Genomic DNA, 21,712 nt, shown 5'->3' with positions numbered 1-21,712 from the left:
GTGGGGGTGTGGTGGGGATGCGGTGGCGATGCGGTGCGCGGGTGTCTCTCAGCGTCGCACGTTTCGGGGCCGGGAGGCGCGCTCACACCCGGACCGGACGCCTCTCACGCCCCGACGGTCGTCAGGCCCGTGACCGCGGTCAGGCGCTTGAGCGGCACCTTGCGTCGGTGGGTGCGCGCGGCCGGGGTGCGCAGGCCCATCAGCTGGGGGACCGGGACCTCCAGCGGCGGGAACGGGTCGAGCTCCGGTTCCGGGACCCGGACGGGGCGGAACGGGGTGGCGGGCGCGTGCAGCTCGTACGCCACGTCCAGGGCCAGGGTGACGACGGCCGGACCGGTGCCGGTGGCCTGGTGGGATACCTGCTTGATCATGACGTACTCCCTGCCGACTTGCTGGGCTTCCTGATGAAGACCCGAGGTGGGTGAGGAGAGGGGAGGGGATCAGTTGGTGGCGCCCGACCGCAGCTTGGCCAGGTCGGACTTGACGGTGTTGACCGGGATCGCGAAGCCGAGGCCGATGCTGCCCGCGTCCGAGGACGAGGACTGCTGCGAACTCGACGAGTACATCGCGGAGTTGATGCCGATGACGGCACCGCTCGCGTCGATCAGCGCACCGCCGGAGTTGCCGGGGTTGAGCGAGGCGTCCGTCTGGATCGCCTTGTACGTCGTCGTGGACGAACCGGTGTCGCCGTTGAACTGCCGGCCGCCGAACTGGAACGGCCACTGGCCGTCGCCGTCCTGGCTCTGCCCCTGGTTCTCGTCCGTGGAGACGGTGACGTCCCGGTCGAGCGCGGAGACGATGCCGCTGGTGACGGTGCCGGTCAGGCCCTCGGGGGAGCCGATCGCCACGACCGAGTCGCCGACCTGGACGCCGTTCGAGTTGCCGAGCGCGGCCGGTGTGAGGCCGGAGGCGCCCTTCAGCTTGATCAGCGCGAGGTCCTTGGAACTGTCGGTGCCGACGAGCTCGGCGGTGTAGCTCCTGCCGTCGCTGGTGCGCGCCTTGATGGAGGTGGCACCGGAGATGACGTGGTTGTTGGTGACGATCTCGCCGTCACGGCTGATGACCACGCCGGAGCCGGTGGAGGAGCCGTTGTCCAGGGTCGCGTTGATCTCGACCACGCTCGGGGTGACCGCGGAGGCGATCGCGGCGACGTTGCCCTTCTTGTTCGAGGGCACCACGTTGGTGGCGGTCCCGGCGGAGGAGACCGAGTCCTTGCCGGTCAGCTCCTCGAACAGGTACGCCGTGCCGCCGCCGACCGCAGCCGCGACGATCGCGACCGCCGCGAGGAGGCCGATCGAACCACGGGTGCGCTTCTTGCGACGGGTGGGTTCCGGACCCGCCGGAGCCGCGAAGGGCTGGTGCTGCACGGGCTGCACCGGCTGTCCGGGCTGGACGGGCTCGTATGAGGGCGGGGGAGGCCACTCGGGGTTCACGGTCATGCCATTCAATATGTCCCGTGACCATGAGAGCTTCCTGAGTGCCCGCTGAGAAGCCCGACAGAACCGCGTTTGCCCCGAATAAAGACGCTCGGCACCGCTGTGCGGTCGCTCAGTGCACGCAGCCGCAGCTCGTGCGGACCATCAGCTGGGCCGGGAACGTCTTCAGCCGCTCGCGCCGGGAGCCCGCGACCCGCAGCCCGTCGTCCAGGACGAGGTCCACGGCGGCCCGGGCCATCGCCGAGCGGTCCGAGGCGACCGTGGTCAGCGGCGGGTCGGCGAACGCCGCCTCCTTGATGTCGTCGAAGCCGGCCACCGCCAGCTCCCCGGGCACGTCGATACGCAGCTCGCGCGCGGCCCGCAGCAGGCCGATGGCCTGGTCGTCGGTGGAACAGAAGACCGCGGGCGGCCGGTTCGGCCCGGCCAGCAGCTCCAGGGCCACGCGGTAGGCGTCGTAGCGGTTGTACGGCGCCTCGAAGAGCCGGCCCTCGGTGGACAGGCCCGCCTCCTCCATGGCCCGCTTCCAGCCCTCGACGTGGTCGGAGACCGGGTCGCCCACGGCCGGCGTCTCCGCCGTACCGCCCAGACAGGCGACGTACTCGTGGCCGTGCTCCAGCAGGTGACGTACGGCGAGCTGGGCGCCGCCCAGGTCGTCCGTGACGACGGCGACGTCGTCGATGGCCTCGGGCCGCTCGTGCAGCAGCACCACCCGGGCGTCCCAGGCGTCGATCTCGGCGGCGGCGAGGTCGTTCAGCGCGTGCGAGACGAGGATCAGGCCGGAGACCCGCATGCCGAGGAACGCGCGCAGGTAGTGGACCTCGCGTTCGCCGACGTAATCGGTGTTGCCGACGAGGACCATCTTTCCGCGCTCGGCGGCGGCCTGCTCGACCGAGTGCGCCATCTCCCCGAAGAAGGGCTGGCGGGCGTCCGGGATGATCAGGCCTATGAGGTCCGTGCGCCGCGACGCCATCGCCTGGGCGACCCGGTCCGGCCGGTACCCCAGTTCCTTGATCGCCGCGAGGACACGCTCGCGCGTGGCCGGGGCAACCGGCCGGGGTCCGTTGTTGATGACATAACTGACGACGGCGGTGGAGGTCCCAGCCAGCCGTGCCACATCATCCCGAGTCACCTTGGCCACGCGCGGAGTCTACGCGGATGGACCCACTCTGGGCAGGGCGTATCAAAGCCCGGATATGCGATCGCAATGCTCCGACCGGCGGACGGCAGCGTTCCGCAGGCGCCGTCGCTAGGCGTCCGCGTGGGCATCGGCGGCGTCCAGGGCGGCCGATCCGTCCCTGTCGTCCGCATTCGCCCGCCCCGCCCTGGCCTTGGCGTCCTCGCCGCCCCGGTCACCCTTCTCGGGCGTAACGAATCGATAACCGACGTTGCGAACGGTGCCGATCAGCGACTCGTGCTCCGGGCCGAGCTTGGCGCGCAGCCGCCGTACGTGGACATCGACCGTCCGGGTGCCGCCGAAGTAGTCGTAGCCCCACACCTCCTGCAGCAGCTGGGCGCGGGTGAAGACCCGGCCCGGGTGCTGGGCGAGGTACTTCAGCAGCTCGAACTCCTTGAAGGTGAGGTCGAGGACCCGCCCCTTGAGCTTCGCGCTGTAGGTCGCCTCGTCCACCGACAGATCGCCGTTGCGGATCTCCATCGGGGAGTCGTCGCTGACGATCTGCTGCCGTCCCATGGCCAGGCGCAGCCGCGCCTCGACCTCGGCGGGACCGGCGGTGTCGAGCAGGACGTCGTCGATGCCCCAGTCGGCGGTGACGGCGGCGAGGCCGCCCTCGGTGACGACGAGGACGAGCGGGCAGCCGGGCCCGGTGGAGCGCAGCAGCTGGCACAGGCTGCGCACCTGGGGCAGGTCGCGGCGGCCGTCGACCAGGATGACGTCGGCGCCCGGGGTGTCGACCAGCGCGGGGCCCTCGGCGGGGGCGACCCGCACGTTGTGCAGGAGGAGGCCGAGGGCGGGCAGTACTTCGGCGGACGGCTGGAGAGCGTTGGTCAGCAGCAGCAGAGAACTCATACGTCTGGTTCCTCCTCGGTCCCTGCGAGGACATGGCGTCGGTGCGGCACTGCTCTGCGATCCCGGGGCGCTTCGTATACAACGCTTCCGAAAGCACAAAAGGACCCGGGGGCTACGCTGCCCGAGTCCTCTGCACAGCAGAATAGCCCACATGAGCAACGGTCCGGCAGGTCGTGTGGCGCGTTCCACCGTAAGTCCATATCCCGAGACGCGCAGGCCCGCGCCTATCCGGACGTATCTGCGCACAGCCGACGGAATTCCGATCGATTCCGTATACAACCCGGGCGCGGCTGTATGCGAAACGCAATCGGAGACGCATTCGGATGTGTTCGTGATCGCTCACGGCTTCACCGGATGCGTGGACCGGCCGCATGTTCGACGGGTGGCCGACGTCCTCGCCCGTTACGGCGCCGTCGTCACCTTCTCCTTCCGCGGCCACGGGGCCTCCGGCGGCCGGTCCACGGTCGGCGACAGGGAAGTGCTGGACCTCGCCGCCGCGGTGGAGTGGGCGCGCGGCTTCGGCCACGCGCGCGTGGTGACCGTCGGTTTCTCCATGGGCGGCTCGGTGGTGCTGCGGCACGCGGCCCTCAACCCCGGCGCGGTCGACGCGGTGGTCTCGGTCAGCGCCCCCGCCCGCTGGTACTACCGGGGGACGGCCCCCATGCGCCGCCTGCACTGGCTGGTCACCCGCCCCGAGGGCCGCCTGGTGGGCCGCTACGGCCTGCGCACCCGCATCCACCACCGCGAGTGGAACCCCATCCCGCTCTCCCCGGTGGAGTCGGTCCCGAAGATCGCCCCGACCCCGCTGCTGATCATCCACGGCGACCGCGACGGCTACTTCCCCCTCGACCACCCGCGCATGCTGGCCGAGGCGGCCGGTGAACACGGCGAACTGTGGCTGGAGCCGGGCATGGGCCACGCCGAGCACGCGGCCGAGGACGCGCTCGTCGCCCGGATCGGGGACTGGGCGGCGTCGAACGCGGGCTAGCCTGACCCCAAACTGTCTTTAGTCACTTCTTGCCGTCGATTGAGGAATGAGATGCCCAAGGTCACGGTGCGCTACTGGGCCGCCGCCAAGGCCGCGGCCGGGGTCGCCGAGGAGCCGTACGAAGCGGCCACGCTCGCCGACGCGCTCGCCGTCGTGCGCGAGCGACACCCCGGTGAACTCACCAGCGTGCTCCAGCGTTGCTCCTTCCTTGTCGACGGTGACCCCGTCGGGACCCGCGCGCATGAGACGGTACGGCTGGCCGAGGGCGGCACGGTCGAGGTGCTCCCGCCGTTCGCAGGAGGGTGAGCATGACCGACCAGCCGTATCAGGGCGGCCCGTACGAGGGCTACGACCCGTACCAGCAGCAGCACCAGCCCCAGCAGCAGTGGCCTGGGCAGGAGCAGTACGACCAGTACGGGCAGCAGCAGCCCGGCTACGACCCCCAGCTCACCCAGCAGTGGCAGGGCCAGACCTGGGAGACGCAGACGCACGGTTCGCTGCAGGCGCCGAGGCAGGCGCAAGCGCAGGCGCCGGAGACGGCGTATCTGCCGCAGCAGGAGCAGCAGCCGTATCAGCAGCAGTACCAGCAGTACGAGCAGCAGCAGTACGCGCCCGAGGCCCAGGTACAGCAGCCGCAGCCTGTCGCTGAACCCGCCCCCGCTCCCGCCCCCGAGCCGGAGTCCGTCTCCGGCCCCGAGTACGGCCCCGCCACGCTCGCCGGCAACGCCCGGATCACCGACGCCCAGCGGGCCCGGCTGGAGGGCCGCTCGCCGATCATCGAGCCGGGCATGCAGCCGGCGCTGCTCACCGCGCTCCTGGGCGTGCTGCTCGCGGCCACCGCGCCCGTCGCCTCGTACGCCCTGGCCGTCCCGCTGGTGCTGCTCCAGGCCGTGACGGCCGCGGGCTGGTTCCGGCTCAACGGCATGTGGCCCGCCCGCCAGGGCATCGCCCTCGCGTTCCTCGGGGGCCTCGCGGCGGACGTGGCGGTGCTCGCCGCGGGCCGCGACCACGCGCCCGCCGCGATCCTGGGCCCCCTCGGCGTCTGGGTCCTGCTGTCGCTGGTCCTCCAGCTGCGCTCGCACGCCTCGCCGGACGAGCGGATGTACGGCCTGATGGCCACGGTCGTCTCGGCGGCCCTCGCGATCCTCGCCACCGGCTACCTGGGCGCGACTCCGCACGCGGTCTCCGTGGGCGCGGCGGCGGTGGCGGTGGCCGTCCTCGCCCGGGTCCTGCCGCTGCCGGGCCCGGCCTCACTCGTGGTCTCGCTCCTCGCCGCGGCAGGCGCGGGAATCGCGGTCGGCGGCATGACGGGCCTGGGCGCGAAGGGCGCGCTGCTGGGTCTGGCCGCCGGGGCGTGCGCGCTGATCGGCCACCGGGTCGCGAGCTACGACTACCCCTCCCGCTTCGTCCACTTCACGGCGGGCGTGGCACTTCCGCTGTCGGCGGCGGCGCCGGTGGTGTGGGTACTGGGGCGCGCGCTGGGCTAGGTGTTCTGTAGAGCTGCCGACCCGTGCCCCCCGTTCATTCCGCCGAGCCGGATCAGGTCTTGAGGTGTGCGGTGAGGGCGTGGAGCGCGGTCCAGGCCGCGGCGTCGGAGCCGTCGCCGAGGGAATAGTGCAGCGCCGGGTCCGTGGCTGTGCCGAGCTGTACGGGTCTCTTCGCGAGCGGGGGCCGACGGGCGTGTGCGAGTCCCGTGGCGCGGACGTCCCCGGCGCCGAGTGTGAACGTGACCGGGATCGGCGGGGCGGCGAGTACGGGCCGTAGCGTCAGGTCGGCTTCGGCCGATGTCAGCGTGGCCAGCATCGTCGTCAGGCCGTGGGCGTCGACGAGTTCGGCTGCCAGCGGCTCGATCGCGTCCAGGGGGACCTGGTGGCCTGTCGGGTACCCGACGGTGAGCGTGACCTCTTCGGCGACACCTGCCGTGGTGCGTGCCGTGCGGTGCGTCGCGACGGCTGGCCGGTCGGGGGAGCCGACGGCGAGGGCGTGGGTGGGTTCGGGGGAGCGCTTGCGGGCCAGGTCGGTCAACTGGCGCGGTGACCAGGGCAGGTTGACGGGCTCGGCCGTGCCCCATCCAGCGGGCTGGGCGCCGGTCAGATGACGCCAGGCCGTTTCCAGGGCGCCGCCGAGCACGAGGTCGGCATCGGGGGAGCGGACGGTGCGCAGTGCCACCGTGAGCCGGCGCTCCTCGGTGGGCGCCGCGCCGTTCGTGAAGGCGTCCGCGACCTTCACGGGTGGGCCGGTCGGCGCGAATGTGCCGTCCCTCCAGGAGAGTTCGGCTCCGGAGAGGCCGTCGTAGTAGCCGCCTGCCGGGTTCTGGACAACCCACCGGTTCGGTGCGCCGCCGAGGACCGTGCGCAGCGGGAGGGTGAGGCGGACGTGGGGCGGGGTGACGATGTGCAGGGCCCGGCCGGCCGCCGTCGTGGCGCGCAGTACGTCGGACAGCCAGGCCGTGAGGCCGAGGACCGGACGGTCGGCGAGTACCACCGCGGTGGACTCGGTCAGGACGTCGACGGCGGGCAGGGCCCCGTCCGGTGCGGGCGTGACGGTGACGTCGTCGCGGTCCTGGCCCGTGTCCACGACCGCCGTGCTGTTGGCCTCGCGCGGCCAGGTCGTTCCCCCGAGCAGCAGCGTCAGGCGTCCGCAGACCGATGCGGCGAGGGGCTCGGCCGTGGGGACGGCGGTGGAGGCGCGTGCCTCGGTCCACCAGTACGGAGGCCGGGGCGAGGTGACGTGCGGGCCGAGAAGGCGTTCGGCCTCGCCCGGTACGTGGACGAGGAGGGGAGCCTCGACGGAGACCAGGGGGCGTCCGGCCGCCGTGCACAGCTGGATGACCGCGCCGTCGTCGGTGGCGGTCAGGCTCAGGTCGGGGCCGCCGGCGTGCAGGGCGGCGAGCAGGGCGGGAGGGTCGGGCATCTTCTCGGTGAGCGCGATGACGTCCTTGGTCATGCCGGTGCCTCCGTGGGCTCGCCCGCGGGTGCGAGGGCGGTCTGGATCAGCTGGTGGCGGTGGCCGCGGCGGACCAGGGTGCCGCGGCCGGGCGGCTGGGCGGAGGCGTACAGGCCAGGGAAGAGCTGGCCTTCGCTGCGGTCGCCCGTCATCACGAGTGCCGTGGTGCCGGTCTCGCGCAGCGCCGTCAGCACCGGGTCGTACAGGGCCCGGGAGGCCCCGGCGACACGGCGCGCGACCACGAAGTGCAGGCCGATGTCCCGGGCCGAGGAGATGTACGGCAGGAACGGGGCGAGGGGCTGCTGCCCGGCCGCAGTGAGGATGTCGTAGTCGTCGACGAGGATCACGATCCGCGGGCCGGCGAAGGACGGTTCGTCGGTGAGGGCGTCGGGGTCGGCGGTCTCCGGCAGGCGCTTCTTCAGCTCGGTGGCGATGCCGGTGGCGAGCGCCTGGGAGAGCGTGGCGTTGTGCGCGTAGCCGCCGCGATAGGGCTCCGGTACGACGCCTCGAAGGCCGCGCCGCGGGTCGAACACGCCGAAGACCAGCTCGTTATCGCCGTAGCGGTCGACGAGGGAGCGGGCGACCAGCGTGAGCAGGTTCGTCTTGCCGCACTCGTTGTCGCCGAGGACCAGCAGGTGCTGGTCGGCGCCGAACAGGTCGAGGACGGTGGCCGAGAGGCTCTCCTGGTCGACGCCGACCGGGATCGCGCGCGGTACCGCCGCCGCGGAGGGCAGCCGCTGGGCCGGCAGCTTCGTCGGCAGTACCCGTACCGGCGCGGCGAGTTCACCGTGCCAGGTGGCGCGCAGCATGGCCGCCGCCTGTTCCAGGGCCGGGCCGAGACCGTCCGCCGTGGCGTGCGCGTCGATGCGGGGGAGTGCCGTCTGGGCGAACAGCTTGCCGTCCGTCAGGGCCCGGCCCGGTGTGCCCGCCGACAGGGTCTCGGAGAGCTTGCGGTCGACGGCGGAGTCGGCCGGGTCGTTCAGGCGCAGTTCGATGCGGCTGCCGAACAGCGACTGGGTGGCGATGCGTACGTCGTTCCAGCGGAGCATGCCCGCCACGACGTGGATGCCGTAGCCGCTGCCGCGCTTGAGGAGGTCGGCCACGTCGTCGTCGAGGTGGGCGAACTCGTCGCGCAGGGCGCCGAATCCGTCGATGAGCAGCACCACGTCGGTGGAGCCGAGCCGGGGCAGCTCGCCCTTGGCGCGCAGGGCCCGCAACTGGTCGACCGAGTCGATGCCCCGCTCACGGAAGATCTCCTCGCGCTCGGCGAGCATGGCTCGCACCTCGGCGACGGTGCGGGCGGCTCGCTCGTGGTCGGCGCGGGTCGCGATGCCGCCGACGTGCGGCAGGTCCGCGAGCGCGCTCAGCCCGCCGCCGACCAGGTCCAGTCCGTAGACGGCGACGTCGCGCGGAGTGTGGGTGAGGGCGAGGGAGAGCGCCAGGGTGCGCAGCAGGGTCGTCTTGCCGGAGGCCGGGCCGCCGATGACAGCGGTGTGCCCGCCCGCCGTGTTCAGGTCGTGCACCCACGGGCCCTGCCACTGCCTGGCGGGATCGTCGAGGACACCCAGCGGCACCCGCATCGGGCCGTCCGTTCGGGCGAGCCGGAGGCCGTCGGCGGACGCCTGTACGGGGCCCGCGGCCGTGTCGAGGGTGAGGGCTTCGGGCAGCGGCGGCAGCCAGATCCGGCGTACCGGCCCGGCGGCGTCGGCGAGCCGGTCGACCGCGACACCCAGAACCGTCGGCCCCGTGTCGCGCTCACGGGGCACCGGGGCGTCGTCACCCGACGCGGGCGCCTGCGCGGCGCCGGGCGCGTTGAACGCCGGATACGGCCGGGCGAGCGGTGCGGCCTCGGCGGTGCTCTCGCGCACGGCGGGACCGCGGTACGCACCAGAGACGAAGCCTGCCTTGAAGCGGGTGTACGTGGAGGTGTCGACCTTCAGGTAACCGAAGCCGGGCAGGGGCGGCAGATGGAAGGCGTCGGTGGTCTCCAGGACGGTGCGCGACTCGTCCGCCGAGAACGTGCGCAGCCCGAGCCGGTAGGACAGGTAGGTCTCCAGGCCCTTGAGCCTGCCGCCTTCGATGCGCTGGCTGGACAGCAGCAGATGGACGCCGATGGAGCGGCCGATGCGGCCGATGGACAGGAACAGGTCGATGAAGTCCGGTTTCGCGGTGAGGAGTTCACCGAACTCGTCGATGACGACGAAGAGGTGCGGGAGCGGTTCGAGGTCGGGCCGGGCCGTGGCGCGCAACGCGCGGTAGTGCCCGATGTCGGCGATGTCGCCCGCGTCCTTGAGGACCTGCTGCCGGCGCTTGATCTCGCCGGCGAGGGAGGTGTGGACGCGCTCGACGAGGCCGGCCTGGTTCTCCAGGTTCGTGATGACGCCCGCCACGTGCGGCAGGCGGGCGAAGGGGGCGAAGGTGGCGCCGCCCTTGTAGTCGACGAGGACCATCGCCAGATCGTCCGGCGCGTGTGTCGTCACCAGGGCGAGCACGAGGGTGCGCAGTAGTTCGCTCTTGCCGGAGCCGGTCGCGCCGACGCACAGCCCGTGCGGGCCCATGCCGAGTTCGGAGGACTCCTTCAGGTCGAGGAGCACCGGCTCGTGCCGGTCGTCGAGCCCGATCGGCACGCGCAGGAAGTCCCGGTCGCCGCGCGGTGCCCACTGTCGGGCCGGATCGAGGGCGGCCATGTCGTCGATGCCGAGCAGCTCCGGAAAGCCGACCGGCCCGGAGACGGGGGTGCCCTCGGCGGCGGACTCGGCGGACAGCCGCAGTGGCGCAAGGGCCCGTGCGAGGCCTTCGGCATCCGGGAGGTCGGCGCGGTCGGCCACCCCGTGCATGTGTACGACCTGTTCTCCGCGCAGGTCCTCCACCGTGACCCGGTCGCCGTCGACGGTGATGCGCACGGAGACGTGATCGGGTTCGTGTACCTGTTCGGCGAGCAGGTGCAGGACCGTGACCCCCATGTCGTCCAGGTCGACGGCGATGTCGGTGCGCGGAAGCTCGACGGCGTTCTCCCCGTACTCGTCGCTGAGCACGAGCAGCCGGTCGGTCAGCGCGAGTGCCTTCCTGTCGGACAGTCCGCGGCGCACCTCGGCCGCGTAGGAGGCCCGCCGCTTCAGATCCGTGCCGATCACCTGGGCCAGTTGGGCCAGGCCGGGGGCGATGCGCCGCGCGGCGAGGGAGCCGTCGCGGGTCTGCGGGTCGTGGGTCTGCGGGTCGAGGACGTGCGGGTCGAGGACGTGCGGGTCGAGGACGTGCGGGAGCCATTTCGCCCACTCCCACTCCTCGATACGGTCCCCGGGCACGGCGAGCGCGACGGCCACGTCGTCCGGGGCGTGTGTCACGGCGGCCTGCACGAGCAGTGCCCGGGCGACACGCAGCACACCGGCACGGTCGCCGACGACGCTGACGTTGCCCGCCCGGTCCAGCGGCACGACCAGCGGATGGTCGGACACGCCGGTGTAGCGGGCCTGGAGGGCGCGCGCCTCGTTCAGCATGAACGGGTCGGGCGGGGTGAGCACGCCCCCGGTCGCCTGCCGGCCGATGGCCAGCTCCTGCACGGGTACGTCGCCGACGCCGACCCGTACGTGGAGGAAGTCCGCGTCGGTGCGGCGCCGCTCCCACAGACGGGCGGGATCGCGCAGGACGTCGTACAGGGCCGCGGGGGCGGGGTGGAGGAGCCGGGCGGCCCGACGGTGCTCGCGCTCCGCCGCGCCCAGCTCGGCCCGTAGCTCCTCCAGATACTCCAGGTACCGTTCGCGCTGGACGCGCCGCTGCCGCTGCGCCTTGCCACGCTGCGACAGGAACAGGGCGACCGCGCCGAGCAGCGCGACGACCAGCACGACGGCGCCCAGGCCCGCGAACTGGCTGGAGCGGATCACCGTCATCATCACGACCGAGCTCATGACGCCGGCCATGGGCAGCAGCGCGGTCGCCGGGCTGCCGGTCTTGCCCTCGGGCAGGTTCGGGGGCGGCTCGATCGTGCGGGCCTCGGGCGGGAGCAGGGGCCGCGTCGAGCGGGCGGGCCGATGCACCTGATGCTGCGTCAACGCACCCGCACCGCCCTCTGCAGAGCCTCGGAGGCCAGCTGGGTGGCCGCTCGGCGGGTGGCCTCGCCGAGCCGGTCCGTCCTGATCGGTCCGCCACCGGCCAGGTGCCGGTCGTAGGGCAGATGCACGAGGGTGACCCCGGTTTCCCGCAGATGGGCCGTGGCGGCCTTCAGGTCGAGGTTCGCGTCGGGTGTGTTCGAGGTGAGGGCGACGACGGTGGAGGCGAGTGCGGCGTGCGGCAGTTGACCGAGCCAGTCCAGGACGATCCGGGTGCCGCCCACACCCTCGGCGGTGAGCGGGGCGACGACCACACGCGCGTGCGCGGTGTCCATCGCCGTCCGGGCCACTTCGCCGGGCAGTGTCTCGCAGTCCACGACCGTGACGGCGAAGTAGCGGCGCAGAGCGAGTGTGACGGTGCGGTAGGTGGGGACATCCAGCGGGGCGCCCACCCGCCCCTGACTGGCGGGCAGCAGCCAGCCGCCGTCCGTCAGTGGCACCAAGTACCCAGTGACGTCCGTCAGTTGCATCGAGGGAGTGAGGATCGGGGCGAGTTCGGCGCACGACCACCGCACAGCCTGAGCGCCCATGCGCACCGGCAGCGTCCCCAGGGCGGCGTCCGCCTCCAGGGCGAGCACAGGGTCGTGCCGGTAGTGGCTGAAGGCCCGCGTCAGCAGCGCGGCGGTCGTGGTCTTGCCGACGCCGCCGCGGATCGACGTCACCGCGATCACCCGGCCCGTGGTCACCGGCTGCTGCAGCCAACTGCCCAGCCTGCTCTCCTCGGTGACGTCCCGCGCGGCGGACGAGGCCAGCTTGCGCAGCGACCGCCCCGAGCGCCGGGCCAGCGAGTCGCCGTGCGGGGGCGAGCCGAGCGCCAGGGCGAGGCGCGGGTCGAGCGTCGGAACCGGCTCGGGGGCCGCGACCGGCAGCCGGCCCTGACGGGGCGGGCGTACGACGGGGGAGGCGTTCGGTGTGGGGGGCCCTGCTGTGCGGGCCGGGGCCTGCGGAGGAGGTGTGTGTTGTGCAGGGTGCGGTGTTGCCTGAGTCGGGGTGTACGGGACGGGCAGGGCGCCGTCCGCCGCCGGGACCGGGGCAGTGGTGCGCCCCGCGAGGGACCCGCTGCCGGGCTGCCCCGGATGGGGCCGCTCCTCGTCCGCGCGGCGCACGGGCAGTGGCAGCCGACGGTCCCCCACGGAACTCTGCTCGCCCGCGTCACCCGCATCTCCGGCAGAGCCTGCAGAACCGGCGGTCAGCTCACGCAGTACGCCGTCCTGCCACCGCCCGAAAGTCGTCATCACCGCCACCTCACGCGAAGGTGCCGAGCAGCCGCCCGTACACGCCGAACACCCCGAGGACCAGCGGGAACAGAGCGATCACAGCGGCCGACTCCAGCACGTCACCGGCCTTGCGCAGCCGTACCCGCACATGCTCGGCGGGCTGCACAGCCAGCACACCCAGGGACATCGCGGCCAGCATCACCAGACCGGCGAGCGGAGCGGTAGCCCCGGAGTGCTCCAGCCACACCCAGGCCAGTCGCAGCGCCACCGCCATGGACGCCGCGAGCAGCGCGACGACCTCCCCCACCAACGGATAGGCCCGAGCCCGCAGCGCAAGAACACACGTGACGGCGACTGCCAGCAGCACCGTCCACGCCGTCACGGTACGCACCGCCAGCACCCCGGCGACAGCACCGGAGGCGGCCGTAATGACGGTTGCCAGTGCCAGCCCCCGATGCGTGGCGGCCAACGCGGTCGCCACCTGATAACGACTGACCGACGACCCCGCGGAGCGCCGGTCGTCCAACCCGGACAGCCCCGACGCCGCCAACGCCAGCCGGGGCAGCACCCCCAGCGCCACCACGGACACGACGGCGAGCAGCGCTCCGGCACGGGCCGACCCGGCGGCGCTCGCCCCGCCGGACTGGAAGGCGAGCGCGGCTTCCCAGCACACCCCGGCCCCGCCCAGCGCCCCTGCTCCGACCACAGCGCCCCGCCCGAACGGCGAGAACCAGCCGAGCAGCACCAACGCCACCACGACCACCGCGAGCACGGCGGCCAACCGCACGGCCCCCGACCATCCCTGGGCGTCGGCAAGCGACCACGCCCCCTGCACACCCACAACGGCACTGACGGCGACCAGTGCGGCGGCAAGCCCCTTACGCCCGGCCCGCCCCAGCAGCGCTCCGGCCACCGCAGCCACCGCAGCGCTCACGAGCAGCGCCACACCAACGGCCTTGGCCTCGAACCCTTCCCGCGCCATGAACCCGGCGGCCAGCGCCCACACCGCCCCGGCACCCGCCGCTGCGATCCGCCGCGCCCGTGCGTCCCAGCGCCAGGCCCGCACATCGAGATCGCCGGCCGCTTCATCACTCACGTCATGGACCACCGGAGCGGACGGCGCATCCTCGACCCGCACCAGCCGCAGCACGGCACCGTCAGGCACTCCCGCCGATTCCAGCGTCGCATCCGGCTCCAGGGCACTGCCGTCGGCCGTCACGAGATGACGCCCCTGTGGCCGATCGCCCACCCGGTCGTCGAGAAGCCGCATCACCTCGGGCAACAGCAGCCCGACCGGCTCCCGGGACGGCAGCACCAGATCCACCCGCCGCCGCTCACCCACCAGGGTGACCCGGCTCAGTGCCGTACGGCTCAAAGTCCCCCGGGATATCACGCGTTCGAACCTATCATCGGGCGGATGGCGCCGAAGTAGGCACAGAAGTCCCATACGGACTCTTCCCCACCACCCGGTGCGAAACGAACGACCATCCCACACACCCCGCACACACCACGGCCGCAATCACCACACCCGCGAACGCCTTCCCCACCCGCTCATCCACGGTCCGCCGCTGCCGCTGCGCCCCGAACAACACGGCATCCCGCAACCTCCGCCGCCGCACCGCCACGGACTCGAGGAGCTGGCTGTCGTAATCCTGGGCTGACATGTCCTGTTTCCGGTTCGCTGGGTATGGGGCTACAGCTCATCGAACATCCTCCAACCCCGGGCATTGCAGTGGCAACGGGTATGGGGTGGAGTGACCTGATCTCGCTCATGACGTGAACCAGGCTGTGGCGAGGCAGCGTCAGGTGCACCCTCGTAGAGTCGTGCGGATGAAACCAGAGGACACTCCGGACTCCGGCCTGCCGATGCTAACCGCCGCCCAGGCGGCACGACTTCGGGCATTCGCCGCCCCGTACGCGCAGGACGGACACGACTACTCCCTGACCAACCTGGCACACGTGTGCCGCAAGGCGCCGGAGGAACACTGGCCCGACCTTGTCGCTGCGCACTTCGCCCGCCTGCAACAGGCCAGCAGGGGCGACGAGAGCGCCGAGGAGTTGCTGCGGGACGTACATTCCCGGCTCCTGCCCGTCGATTCGCTCACCCCGGAACTCGCAGAAGCCATGCGTTACGCGCGTGTGGTGGCCGACGGACTCGTTTTCGCCTATGCCCTCGACGGGCCCACCAGCGTCCGGATCCTCACCGACAAGGACGTGGAACGGGCCGGGATCGAGAACCTGAGCCAGGCGGCGTACGCGAACCTGATGCGCGTACCCGTCGAGCACGAGGAAGTGTCGGTCGGGGGACGGGCGAGGCTTCACTCGCTGTACGGCGACTCCCCGTTCGTCGCCAGCAAGGCGCTCTTCTTGTCCGAAGTGGCGCGGCAGGTCACCGGGGAGCCGCTCCCGGACGCCGGTGCCCTCGTGGTCGTACCGAACCGGCATCTGCTGGCGTACCACCCGATCACCGACGGCTCTGTGGTCGATGCCGTCAACGGCCTTGCCTCATACGCGTTGAGTACGTACGAGGACGGTCCGGGCGCGCTGTCCCCACGTGTCTACTGGTGGCACCGTGGTGGCCTGAAGTCGCTCACGGTCATCGACCAGGACACGCGCACCTTCTCCCTGAATCCGCCACCGCAATTGCTCAGCCTCATGAAGGGCCTGGTCCGCCTGGACCGCGCCGACCGTCTCCCCACCATCCTCGCGGCCAGGTCTGCGGAGGTGCCCGAACTCACCAAAGCCACAGCCGAGTCGATAGCCAGCCTCGCCGATTCCCCGGCCGGACTGGGCGAGGCTTTCGCCTCCGCCGTCGCACTTGCCCACACCCACTGCGCCGCCGACCCCAACGCGGCGCACGTCGACACATGGGACGCGTGGGCCACCGCTGTCCAACTCGGATCCGCGCTGTTCACCGGCGCGCACCTGCAGGAATGCTCCTTGGGCGAGGACCTCGTACGGCACCTGCCCGCCACACCCGCCGAACCACCCGCGGACGCCCGCGCCTGGCTCGACGCCATGTACCTCGCGATCGTGTGCCGCCAGAAGGACCGGATCGACCGGCTGTGCCAGGTGCCCCTTGTGACGCTGCGGCAGGACGACTCAGTCGACGAGTACGTCCTGCACTGGATCGACACGCTGCAGACCTACTTCTCCGAGCGTCCCATGGACGACGTCGTGGAGAAGCTGCTGGCCACCATGAACACGTCGATGCCCGACGCCGTGACCCACGCGCCGATGGACTTCGTGAACCGCATCGACTACCAGCCGGTCGCCCTCTTCCACCGACTGATCGCACGCGACCACGACGCTTTCACCAAGACCCTCTCCGAAGCCCTCGCGGACCACGACGGCTACTGGGGCGACTCTAGGGCGCCGCGCGCCCAAGTAGCTCTAGGGCCGCTCGCGATGGCGAGCCTCGCATACGACTACGAGTTCCCGATCGCCACGGAACACCCGTACCTGCCCAAGTACCTCCTCAACCGCGAACGGATCGAGGAAATCCCCTCACCTTGAGACGCCCTGTGTCCTTGGGGGGAATACGGGCGCATCCGGCGGGGTGGTGAGGGAACCATCGGTGAAGCGGAGCAAGAAACGTCCCGTCTATTTGTGTCCAGGCCCGCTGCCCAGCGTACGGATGAGCGGCCCTGGAGGATCCGGGCCGCTCGTCCAACCATCGACCGTCAGTTCAGGTGACTCAGGCGCCGGCCTCGGCTCTCTGCAATGCGGAGAGCGTCCCGCAGCGCCTCGGTCAGGCGCTCGGCAAGGAAGCGGAGTTCACCTGGCGGGGTGTCGGGCAGCAAGTCGAAGGCATGGCCGAGGAGTTCGTTTCCCATGCTGAGCTGAATTGACTCGGTGGCGTCGGCCAGCCGGGAGGCGGGCCCGCTGTCGTTGTCAGTGATCAGGTAGCAGGGCTTACCCTCGGTGCCGGACCAGGGAAGCAGACGGGGCTCGTGCGCCATCACGCCACCTCCAGCCCATGGATCCAGAACGGGCCGGGCATGTCCTGGCCCATTGCGGCCAGCGCCAGTTCACGCCGTCGCTGACGTTGCTCGTGCGCGGTCAGGTAGGGGCGTACGGCCTTGACGGCGGTGGCGTCCAGAGGAGTGTTGTCCTGGGCGTATGGACTGCGGCGTGGGGGGAGCGGTGTGGCATGCCGCGAGGCAGGGTCGACTGGCGAGCCCGGTAGCGGAGGCCTGAGTCGCAGATCTGCGCCACGGCCCTTGAACAGGACCCACGCCCAGGGGACGAGTCGGCGGATAAGGTCGGTCATGTCATCAGCTCCGGTCAGCTGGTGGCCGTGCCCCGGGGCGGCTCCATCCGTCGCCGGGGCTTTCACATGGGCAACCGTAGCTAAGGCGAACTAGGCATGCTAGGGGTTCTAGGGATTCCATGTATCGCACGGATGTCCAAGCATGCGCATGATGGCGTGGTGATCGAGTTTGTTCCCGACGTTCCCCGATGGAGGCAGGTCGCCGAGGTGGTCCGCCGCCGGATCGCGGACGGCACCTATCCTCCGCGCACCCGCGTCCCCTCTGTCGTACAGCTCACTGCGGAGTTCGGGGTCGCCAACGCGACCGCGCACAAGGTCCTCCGCGCACTGAGGGAGGAGGGGTTGACGTACACCGAACCCGGCCTCGGGTCATTCGTGGCCGAGCGGCCCGCCGAGAAGGTCGCAGCGGAGGAGTGAGGCCTCTGTGTCCAATACAGCACGGCACTGAGGCTTTCCGCAGCGGCGCCTGAGATGAACAGGCCTGAACCGACCTGCATCGCCGTGACCCACGCCTCCCGCGTCGCGAATTCGCCTGTCACAGGATCCGTCAGGCATGACCACTTGGCCGGGGTCAATGGGTGCAAAGCGTCGAAGCGATCGCGCTCGGCGTATTACCAAGGCAGGGAGGCAGGGCGGCGGTTCCACCACCATCCGCGTGCCGAGGCCACGTCCTCCGTGCCGGCCGGCTCCTCGCGGAGCAGGCCGCCGGTGTCGTCGACTGTCAGCTCGGCAAACAGTGCGTCCAGGGACTCAAGAGCGGTCTGGAGCAAGGTAGCAACGTTCTGCGGGAGTCGACTGCGCACCTGCTCCAACTTGTCGCGCGCTTCGAGGCGCTCACGGTAGAGGTCGGCTGGATACCAGCCGGAGGGTGCCCAGTCGGCTGCCATCTGCCGGACGAGTTTCTCCCAGGCGCCCAGGGAACTCCTTGCCGTCCAGAACGGCGTTCCTGGGGCCCTGGTCTCCTCCGGGTGCATGCGGTCCAGGTGCGCGGCGAAATCAGCGGTAAGCGGAGTGGCGATCTTCAGTTCGCGGACCACTTCAGGGATGCGGGCGACCGTGACATGCGGAAGTCGGGAGACGGGAGTTTCGACCCTGTCGATCGTGTAGTGAGGTTCTTCGTCGTCGGAGTCGTACAGACGTGCTCGCGTGACGAGCCCGTCTTCCGCGGCCAGCCAGTACGCGCTCGGAGGCTCTTCTTCGGCGGGAAAGAGGACCACGGTACCTGCCGCCCGGGCCAACTCGGGCGCCAGTTCCCGCTCGGTGGGCTGCGGTTGCACGGATTCCTGGACGTAGATGTCCAGGGATGTGGATACGTCGCCCAGGACTGTCGCCTTCTCGCAAAACACCAGGGCATCCCAGTTGCGCGTCTCCTGGTCGGTGTCCTCGTCGGCAACGTCCACGTCCTGCTCGCGCACGTGCAGGCACTGTGCGAGTGCCGCCGTGACGGCGTCGAGGCTCAGGAGTTCCACGGTGAGGAGGTTGTACGTCATGGCGGATAGGTCCCGAGGCTGGCCTGCAGGGAGCGGGTGTCCGGCATTCTTCAGGGTGAGGGCGATCACCGGTCTTTGCCAGATGACGTTATTCGGCGTCGTTGACCTGCGCTGTCAGGCCCAGGTTGAGTTCCGCGGTGGCCAGCATGCGGACGATCTCGATCGGGAGGTCGGCGAATTCCATCCTGACGATCTCGGCAGGGTCGATCCGATGAGGCTGACCATCAAATCCGGTTGCCTCGATGACATAGCGGTATCCACGCGGTGCGGTGGGGTCATCTTCCACAGCCCAGCGTGCGCCGTACCTCTGGATGAGGAAGTCGGCGAGGTAGCACGTCAAGTCCGCGTGCAGTGTGATCCAGTCGGCCTGTTCGAATTCATTGAGTGGGGCGCGTGAGACCCAGTCTTGCAGGGCTGGAATGAGGCTCATTGGGTCGCGGGTGTAGATCTCAGGGGGAACCCCGAGCATGTCCGCTATATCGATGATGGTCCGGCGCCCCTCCTCGGCCCATTCCTGGAGATTGGGTTCACTTGCTTTGGACACGTTGTGCACCTTCTATGGGCTCAGGCTATTTGGGGGGTGGTCCGTACTCGATGAAGATGATGCGGGCCTGGATGAGGTAGTTCCTCAACGCCTGTGACGGAGGCGCGTGCGAGAACGCCCATCGAGGATCGAACTTCGGGTCCAGGCGGCGTAGCGTCAGATCCTTGTTTATCTGCTCGATGATTCCCTTGCTCAGGGGGACTTCGCCCCTAACGACTTGTTTACTGCCGTCCTTCAGCGTGACCGTGCGCCATTCAAGGTAGTGCTTGACCTCGATGGCCAGGGTACGGCCGTCGGGCATGTCCACCGGAACGTCGACGTTCCGCCCACCGCGCCCCTGTACAGGGTAGTAAGGATGGTTGTGGGGCGACACGGGGTAGTGTCGTTCTGGTGCACCATCCGCCATCTCGCGGAAAAAGTCCTCCATGCCCTTGTATCGTGCTCGGCTGTGGCGCATGCGCTGCATTTCACGCAGAGTGCGCTGCGCTCTGCCCGGTGGGAGTGCACGACGCGTGAAATCGGGTTCGCCGTCGGGGCCGCCATGCTCATGTGCTTCGGACGAGTGACTGCTGTCTGCAGGGGATGAATCATGTGCCTCATGCGTGGCCGAGTCATCATGGTGTGTCGAGCCCCGATCGGGTTCGGAACCATGAGTGCCATCGCCATGGCCCGCCCCGGCAGAGCCATGGCCACCTGTTCCGCTACCAGTGGCTCCTCGCCCAAACGATTCTGCGTCAGCAGACCGGCTGGAGGAACCTCCGTGGGAAGCCGCGTGACCGCCGTCGGTTCTGCCTGTCTGCCCCGGAGTCGGCTCGCCGGTGTGGGCGGAGCCGGTGGTGTGCTCGGCTCGGGCGCCGGCTCCGACCGGGGCGTGTGAGTGGTTCGCGTGGGCTGGAGCGTGAAGGTCCTGATGGTTCTTCGCGGAGAGTTCGTGTGGGGCTTCGCCGGCGTACTGATGGACGCTGCCGTCGGCGTTGAGGATGTGGCTGTCTTCGGTGAGGTAGACGATCTTTCCGGTCGCCTGGTCGACGAACGGGATCGCGTTGTCCGGGATCTTGGGGGACCGGAGGGCGTCGGCTTGCTTGAGGAGGTCGGCGGTCGCGCCGGTGTGGAGGTCTTTGAGGGCGGCGAAGGTGTCGCCGACCTTGATGTACGCGAACTTGCCTGCCTTGGTGACGTACGTCATGGGGTCGAGGGCCCGGCTGACCTTGCCCAGGGACGACAGGACGCGGGTCGCCGCGCCGGCCCTGCCGGCGCCGGAGGCCGCGGCGCCGGCGCCTTCGGTGCCCAAGACGGTCAGCGCGTTGAAGCCGAACGCGCCTGCCGCGCGGGCCGGGTTGGTCTTCCACTGGTCGTAGGCGACGAAGCCCTTCACGAACTGCTTGTAGGCGGTGCGTGAATTGCGCAGCCAGGAGGGGAGCTGGTTGTCGGGGATCAGCCACCAGGCGCCATTGGTGGCGCTGTTGAGGGTAACGGCGGTGCCGATCTCGGCGAGGTTCTTCCATGCCTGGCCGGCGGCGCCCCAGCCCTCCCAGCCGACCAGGGTGCCGAGGCCTTTGAAGGTGCCGATCACACCGTCGTGCCAGACGCCGTCCCACACCTGCTTGCCCTTGTGGACCAGCCAGGACCAGCCCTCGTACTCGCGCTCGGCCGGGGCGCCCCACGGGGTTTCCTTCGCGTGGTCGAGGTAGTCGGCCTTGAAGCCGTACGTGTTCTTGCCGTGCGAGCCGTCGTCGGCGGTCAGCGGGGTGCCGCCGATCAGGGCCATGATCTTGTTGTAGGCGGTGCGCTCGGCGGCCTCGAACGCGGCGACGGTGTGGTTGACGTCGTGCCACAGGTCGTTGTTGTGGTCGACCTTGTCCTGGTCCTTGTGCCAGTGGTGATCGCCCTGTACCGAGTTCACGAACGCGGTGGCATCGGCCTTGAGCGCGTCCAGCTTCTTCACCAGCGGCTGGACTTCTGTGCTGTAGTCCGACAGTGCGGAGGCGACCTTCTCCAGGCCGTCGGCGAACGCGTCCGTTTTCTTCTGCACGGGCAGCGTGGTGGCGAACAGGTCCTCGGCCTCGGGCGCGCTGTAGAACGCGGACAGGCCCTGGAAGGTGGTGTGCACGTTGGAGCCCGAGGCGCGGAACTGGCCCGCGTCCGCCGTCAGCAGCATGACATCGAGGTCCAGCGTGGCCAGGTCGCCGATGAAGTGCGGAATGCCGGAGGGGTTGATCAGCTTGTCGGTCACGACGACCGGTCCTTCGTGCGGTGCCCGGTTCCGCCCTTGCCCGGCATGTCGATCTTCTTCGGCTCCTGGGCCGCCTTGTGCTGCGCGTTGGCTGCCTGTTCCAGATCACCCTGGATGTAGAAGCCGGTGGCCTGATCGGCCCCGTTGATCGAATTCGCGGCGCGCTGGGCGGTGTGGAGCAGCTCCGGGTTCCAGTGCTGCAGGAACTGGGCCAGTGCCGAACCGACCAGCCCCGCGGTGCTGGTGTACGGCCCGTACTGGCTGGTGAGGGTGCCCGCCGCGCTGGCGGCCTCCTCCAGGTTGTCCTGCATGGCGCTGTGCGCGTCCGCCAGGTTCTTCGCCGCGGTGCGCGTCTTGGACAGCACGCTGATCACCCCGGCCGGGTCGATGTCCCACCCCGTCACGACAGTCCCCTCGTCCCCGTGATCCCCGGCCCTGGCTCGGCGGGCCGGC

General features: G+C 70.5%; 20 protein-coding genes. 5 read left to right on the top strand and 15 right to left on the bottom strand.

Features of this window, described 5'->3' with window-relative positions; all coding sequences use genetic code 11:
- Positions 1 to 104: 104 nt before the first annotated feature.
- The 4 genes from ACWD3E_RS15810 to ACWD3E_RS15795 all read right to left on the bottom strand — a co-directional run bounded on the left by ACWD3E_RS15810 (position 105) and on the right by ACWD3E_RS15795 (position 3,462).
- Positions 105 to 371: a hypothetical protein gene (locus ACWD3E_RS15810; protein WP_451388101.1), complete on the bottom strand. Its 267-nt coding sequence runs from the start codon at positions 369 to 371 to the stop codon at positions 105 to 107.
- A 69-nt stretch (positions 372 to 440) separates the two neighbouring features.
- Positions 441 to 1,439 carry a S1C family serine protease gene (locus ACWD3E_RS15805; RefSeq protein WP_451388100.1) on the bottom strand — a complete coding sequence of 333 codons (999 nt, stop codon included), beginning with the start codon at positions 1,437 to 1,439 and terminating at the stop codon, positions 441 to 443.
- Between the two features lie 109 nt (positions 1,440 to 1,548).
- On the bottom strand, positions 1,549 to 2,574 hold the full coding sequence (locus ACWD3E_RS15800) for a LacI family DNA-binding transcriptional regulator (RefSeq protein WP_451388099.1): 1,026 nt from the start codon (positions 2,572 to 2,574) through the stop codon (positions 1,549 to 1,551).
- Between the two features lie 108 nt (positions 2,575 to 2,682).
- Positions 2,683 to 3,462, bottom strand: a complete 780-nt coding sequence (locus tag ACWD3E_RS15795; RefSeq protein ID WP_451388098.1) for a winged helix-turn-helix transcriptional regulator — start codon at positions 3,460 to 3,462, stop codon at positions 2,683 to 2,685.
- 151 nt (positions 3,463 to 3,613) lie between these two features.
- Here ACWD3E_RS15795 and ACWD3E_RS15790 point away from each other — a divergent pair, with 151 nt between their 5' ends.
- The 3 genes from ACWD3E_RS15790 to ACWD3E_RS15780 are packed head-to-tail and all read left to right on the top strand — an operon-like array spanning position 3,614 to position 5,937.
- Positions 3,614 to 4,450 (top strand): alpha/beta hydrolase, encoded by an 837-nt coding sequence (locus tag ACWD3E_RS15790; protein WP_451388097.1) that lies wholly within the window; start codon positions 3,614 to 3,616, stop codon positions 4,448 to 4,450.
- 51 nt (positions 4,451 to 4,501) lie between these two features.
- Positions 4,502 to 4,756: a MoaD/ThiS family protein gene (locus ACWD3E_RS15785; protein WP_451388096.1), complete on the top strand. Its 255-nt coding sequence runs from the start codon at positions 4,502 to 4,504 to the stop codon at positions 4,754 to 4,756.
- Positions 4,757 to 4,758: 2 nt separating this feature from the next.
- Positions 4,759 to 5,937 (top strand): hypothetical protein, encoded by a 1,179-nt coding sequence (locus ACWD3E_RS15780; protein WP_451388095.1) that lies wholly within the window; start codon positions 4,759 to 4,761, stop codon positions 5,935 to 5,937.
- A 52-nt stretch (positions 5,938 to 5,989) separates the two neighbouring features.
- Here the strand turns inward: ACWD3E_RS15780 and ACWD3E_RS15775 are convergent, their stop codons facing one another.
- Genes ACWD3E_RS15775 through ACWD3E_RS15755 form a run of 5 tightly spaced genes read right to left on the bottom strand, consistent with a single transcriptional unit; the run spans position 5,990 to position 14,383 of the window.
- Complete coding sequence (locus tag ACWD3E_RS15775) at positions 5,990 to 7,396, bottom strand: DUF6177 family protein (RefSeq protein WP_451388094.1); 1,407 nt, start codon at positions 7,394 to 7,396, stop codon at positions 5,990 to 5,992.
- On the bottom strand, positions 7,393 to 11,445 hold the full coding sequence (gene eccCa, locus ACWD3E_RS15770) for a type VII secretion protein EccCa (protein WP_451388093.1): 4,053 nt from the start codon (positions 11,443 to 11,445) through the stop codon (positions 7,393 to 7,395). Before eccCa ends, ACWD3E_RS15775 begins: the two co-directional genes overlap by 4 nt.
- The gene (locus ACWD3E_RS15765) at positions 11,442 to 12,737 is read right to left on the bottom strand and encodes a nucleotide-binding protein (protein WP_451388092.1); all 1,296 of its coding nucleotides are present in this window, start codon (positions 12,735 to 12,737) and stop codon (positions 11,442 to 11,444) included. Before ACWD3E_RS15765 ends, eccCa begins: the two co-directional genes overlap by 4 nt.
- 10 nt (positions 12,738 to 12,747) lie before the next feature.
- On the bottom strand, positions 12,748 to 14,112 hold the full coding sequence (gene eccD / locus ACWD3E_RS15760; RefSeq protein WP_451388091.1) for a type VII secretion integral membrane protein EccD: 1,365 nt from the start codon (positions 14,110 to 14,112) through the stop codon (positions 12,748 to 12,750).
- Positions 14,113 to 14,125: 13 nt separating this feature from the next.
- Complete coding sequence (locus ACWD3E_RS15755) at positions 14,126 to 14,383, bottom strand: hypothetical protein (protein WP_451388090.1); 258 nt, start codon at positions 14,381 to 14,383, stop codon at positions 14,126 to 14,128.
- A gap of 166 nt (positions 14,384 to 14,549) precedes the next feature.
- Between ACWD3E_RS15755 and ACWD3E_RS15750 the strand changes: the two genes are divergently transcribed.
- A complete protein-coding gene (locus ACWD3E_RS15750; RefSeq protein WP_451388089.1) occupies positions 14,550 to 16,235 on the top strand; it encodes an immunity 49 family protein in 1,686 nt (561 codons plus the stop codon).
- A 167-nt stretch (positions 16,236 to 16,402) separates the two neighbouring features.
- Here ACWD3E_RS15750 and ACWD3E_RS15745 read toward each other — a convergent pair whose 3' ends face one another.
- Positions 16,403 to 16,681: a hypothetical protein gene (locus tag ACWD3E_RS15745; RefSeq protein ID WP_451388088.1), complete on the bottom strand. Its 279-nt coding sequence runs from the start codon at positions 16,679 to 16,681 to the stop codon at positions 16,403 to 16,405.
- Positions 16,681 to 16,992, bottom strand: a complete 312-nt coding sequence (locus tag ACWD3E_RS15740) for a hypothetical protein (RefSeq protein WP_451388087.1) — start codon at positions 16,990 to 16,992, stop codon at positions 16,681 to 16,683. The genes ACWD3E_RS15745 and ACWD3E_RS15740 overlap by 1 nt, the downstream gene beginning before the upstream one ends.
- Before the next feature lie 159 nt (positions 16,993 to 17,151).
- On the opposite strand from ACWD3E_RS15740, the gene ACWD3E_RS15735 reads away from it, so the two are divergent.
- Positions 17,152 to 17,409, top strand: a complete 258-nt coding sequence (locus ACWD3E_RS15735) for a GntR family transcriptional regulator (protein ID WP_451388086.1) — start codon at positions 17,152 to 17,154, stop codon at positions 17,407 to 17,409.
- Between the two features lie 194 nt (positions 17,410 to 17,603).
- Here the strand turns inward: ACWD3E_RS15735 and ACWD3E_RS15730 are convergent, their stop codons facing one another.
- The 4 genes from ACWD3E_RS15730 to ACWD3E_RS15715 form a co-directional block, all read right to left on the bottom strand.
- On the bottom strand, positions 17,604 to 18,482 hold the full coding sequence (locus ACWD3E_RS15730) for a hypothetical protein (RefSeq protein ID WP_451388085.1): 879 nt from the start codon (positions 18,480 to 18,482) through the stop codon (positions 17,604 to 17,606).
- Between the two features lie 88 nt (positions 18,483 to 18,570).
- The gene (locus ACWD3E_RS15725) at positions 18,571 to 19,026 is read right to left on the bottom strand and encodes a hypothetical protein (RefSeq protein WP_451388084.1); all 456 of its coding nucleotides are present in this window, start codon (positions 19,024 to 19,026) and stop codon (positions 18,571 to 18,573) included.
- 25 nt (positions 19,027 to 19,051) lie between these two features.
- Positions 19,052 to 21,259 (bottom strand): hypothetical protein, encoded by a 2,208-nt coding sequence (locus tag ACWD3E_RS15720; protein WP_451388083.1) that lies wholly within the window; start codon positions 21,257 to 21,259, stop codon positions 19,052 to 19,054.
- Positions 21,256 to 21,663, bottom strand: coding sequence for a DUF6507 family protein (locus tag ACWD3E_RS15715; protein WP_451388082.1), 408 nt, complete (start codon positions 21,661 to 21,663; stop codon positions 21,256 to 21,258). The genes ACWD3E_RS15720 and ACWD3E_RS15715 overlap by 4 nt, the downstream gene beginning before the upstream one ends.
- Positions 21,664 to 21,712 lie beyond the last annotated feature (49 nt).

It is taken from the genome of Streptomyces sp. NPDC002676 (assembly GCF_053592455.1).
Note: the sequence above shows the minus strand (reverse complement) of the source record. Positions and strands in the feature narration are given on the sequence as shown.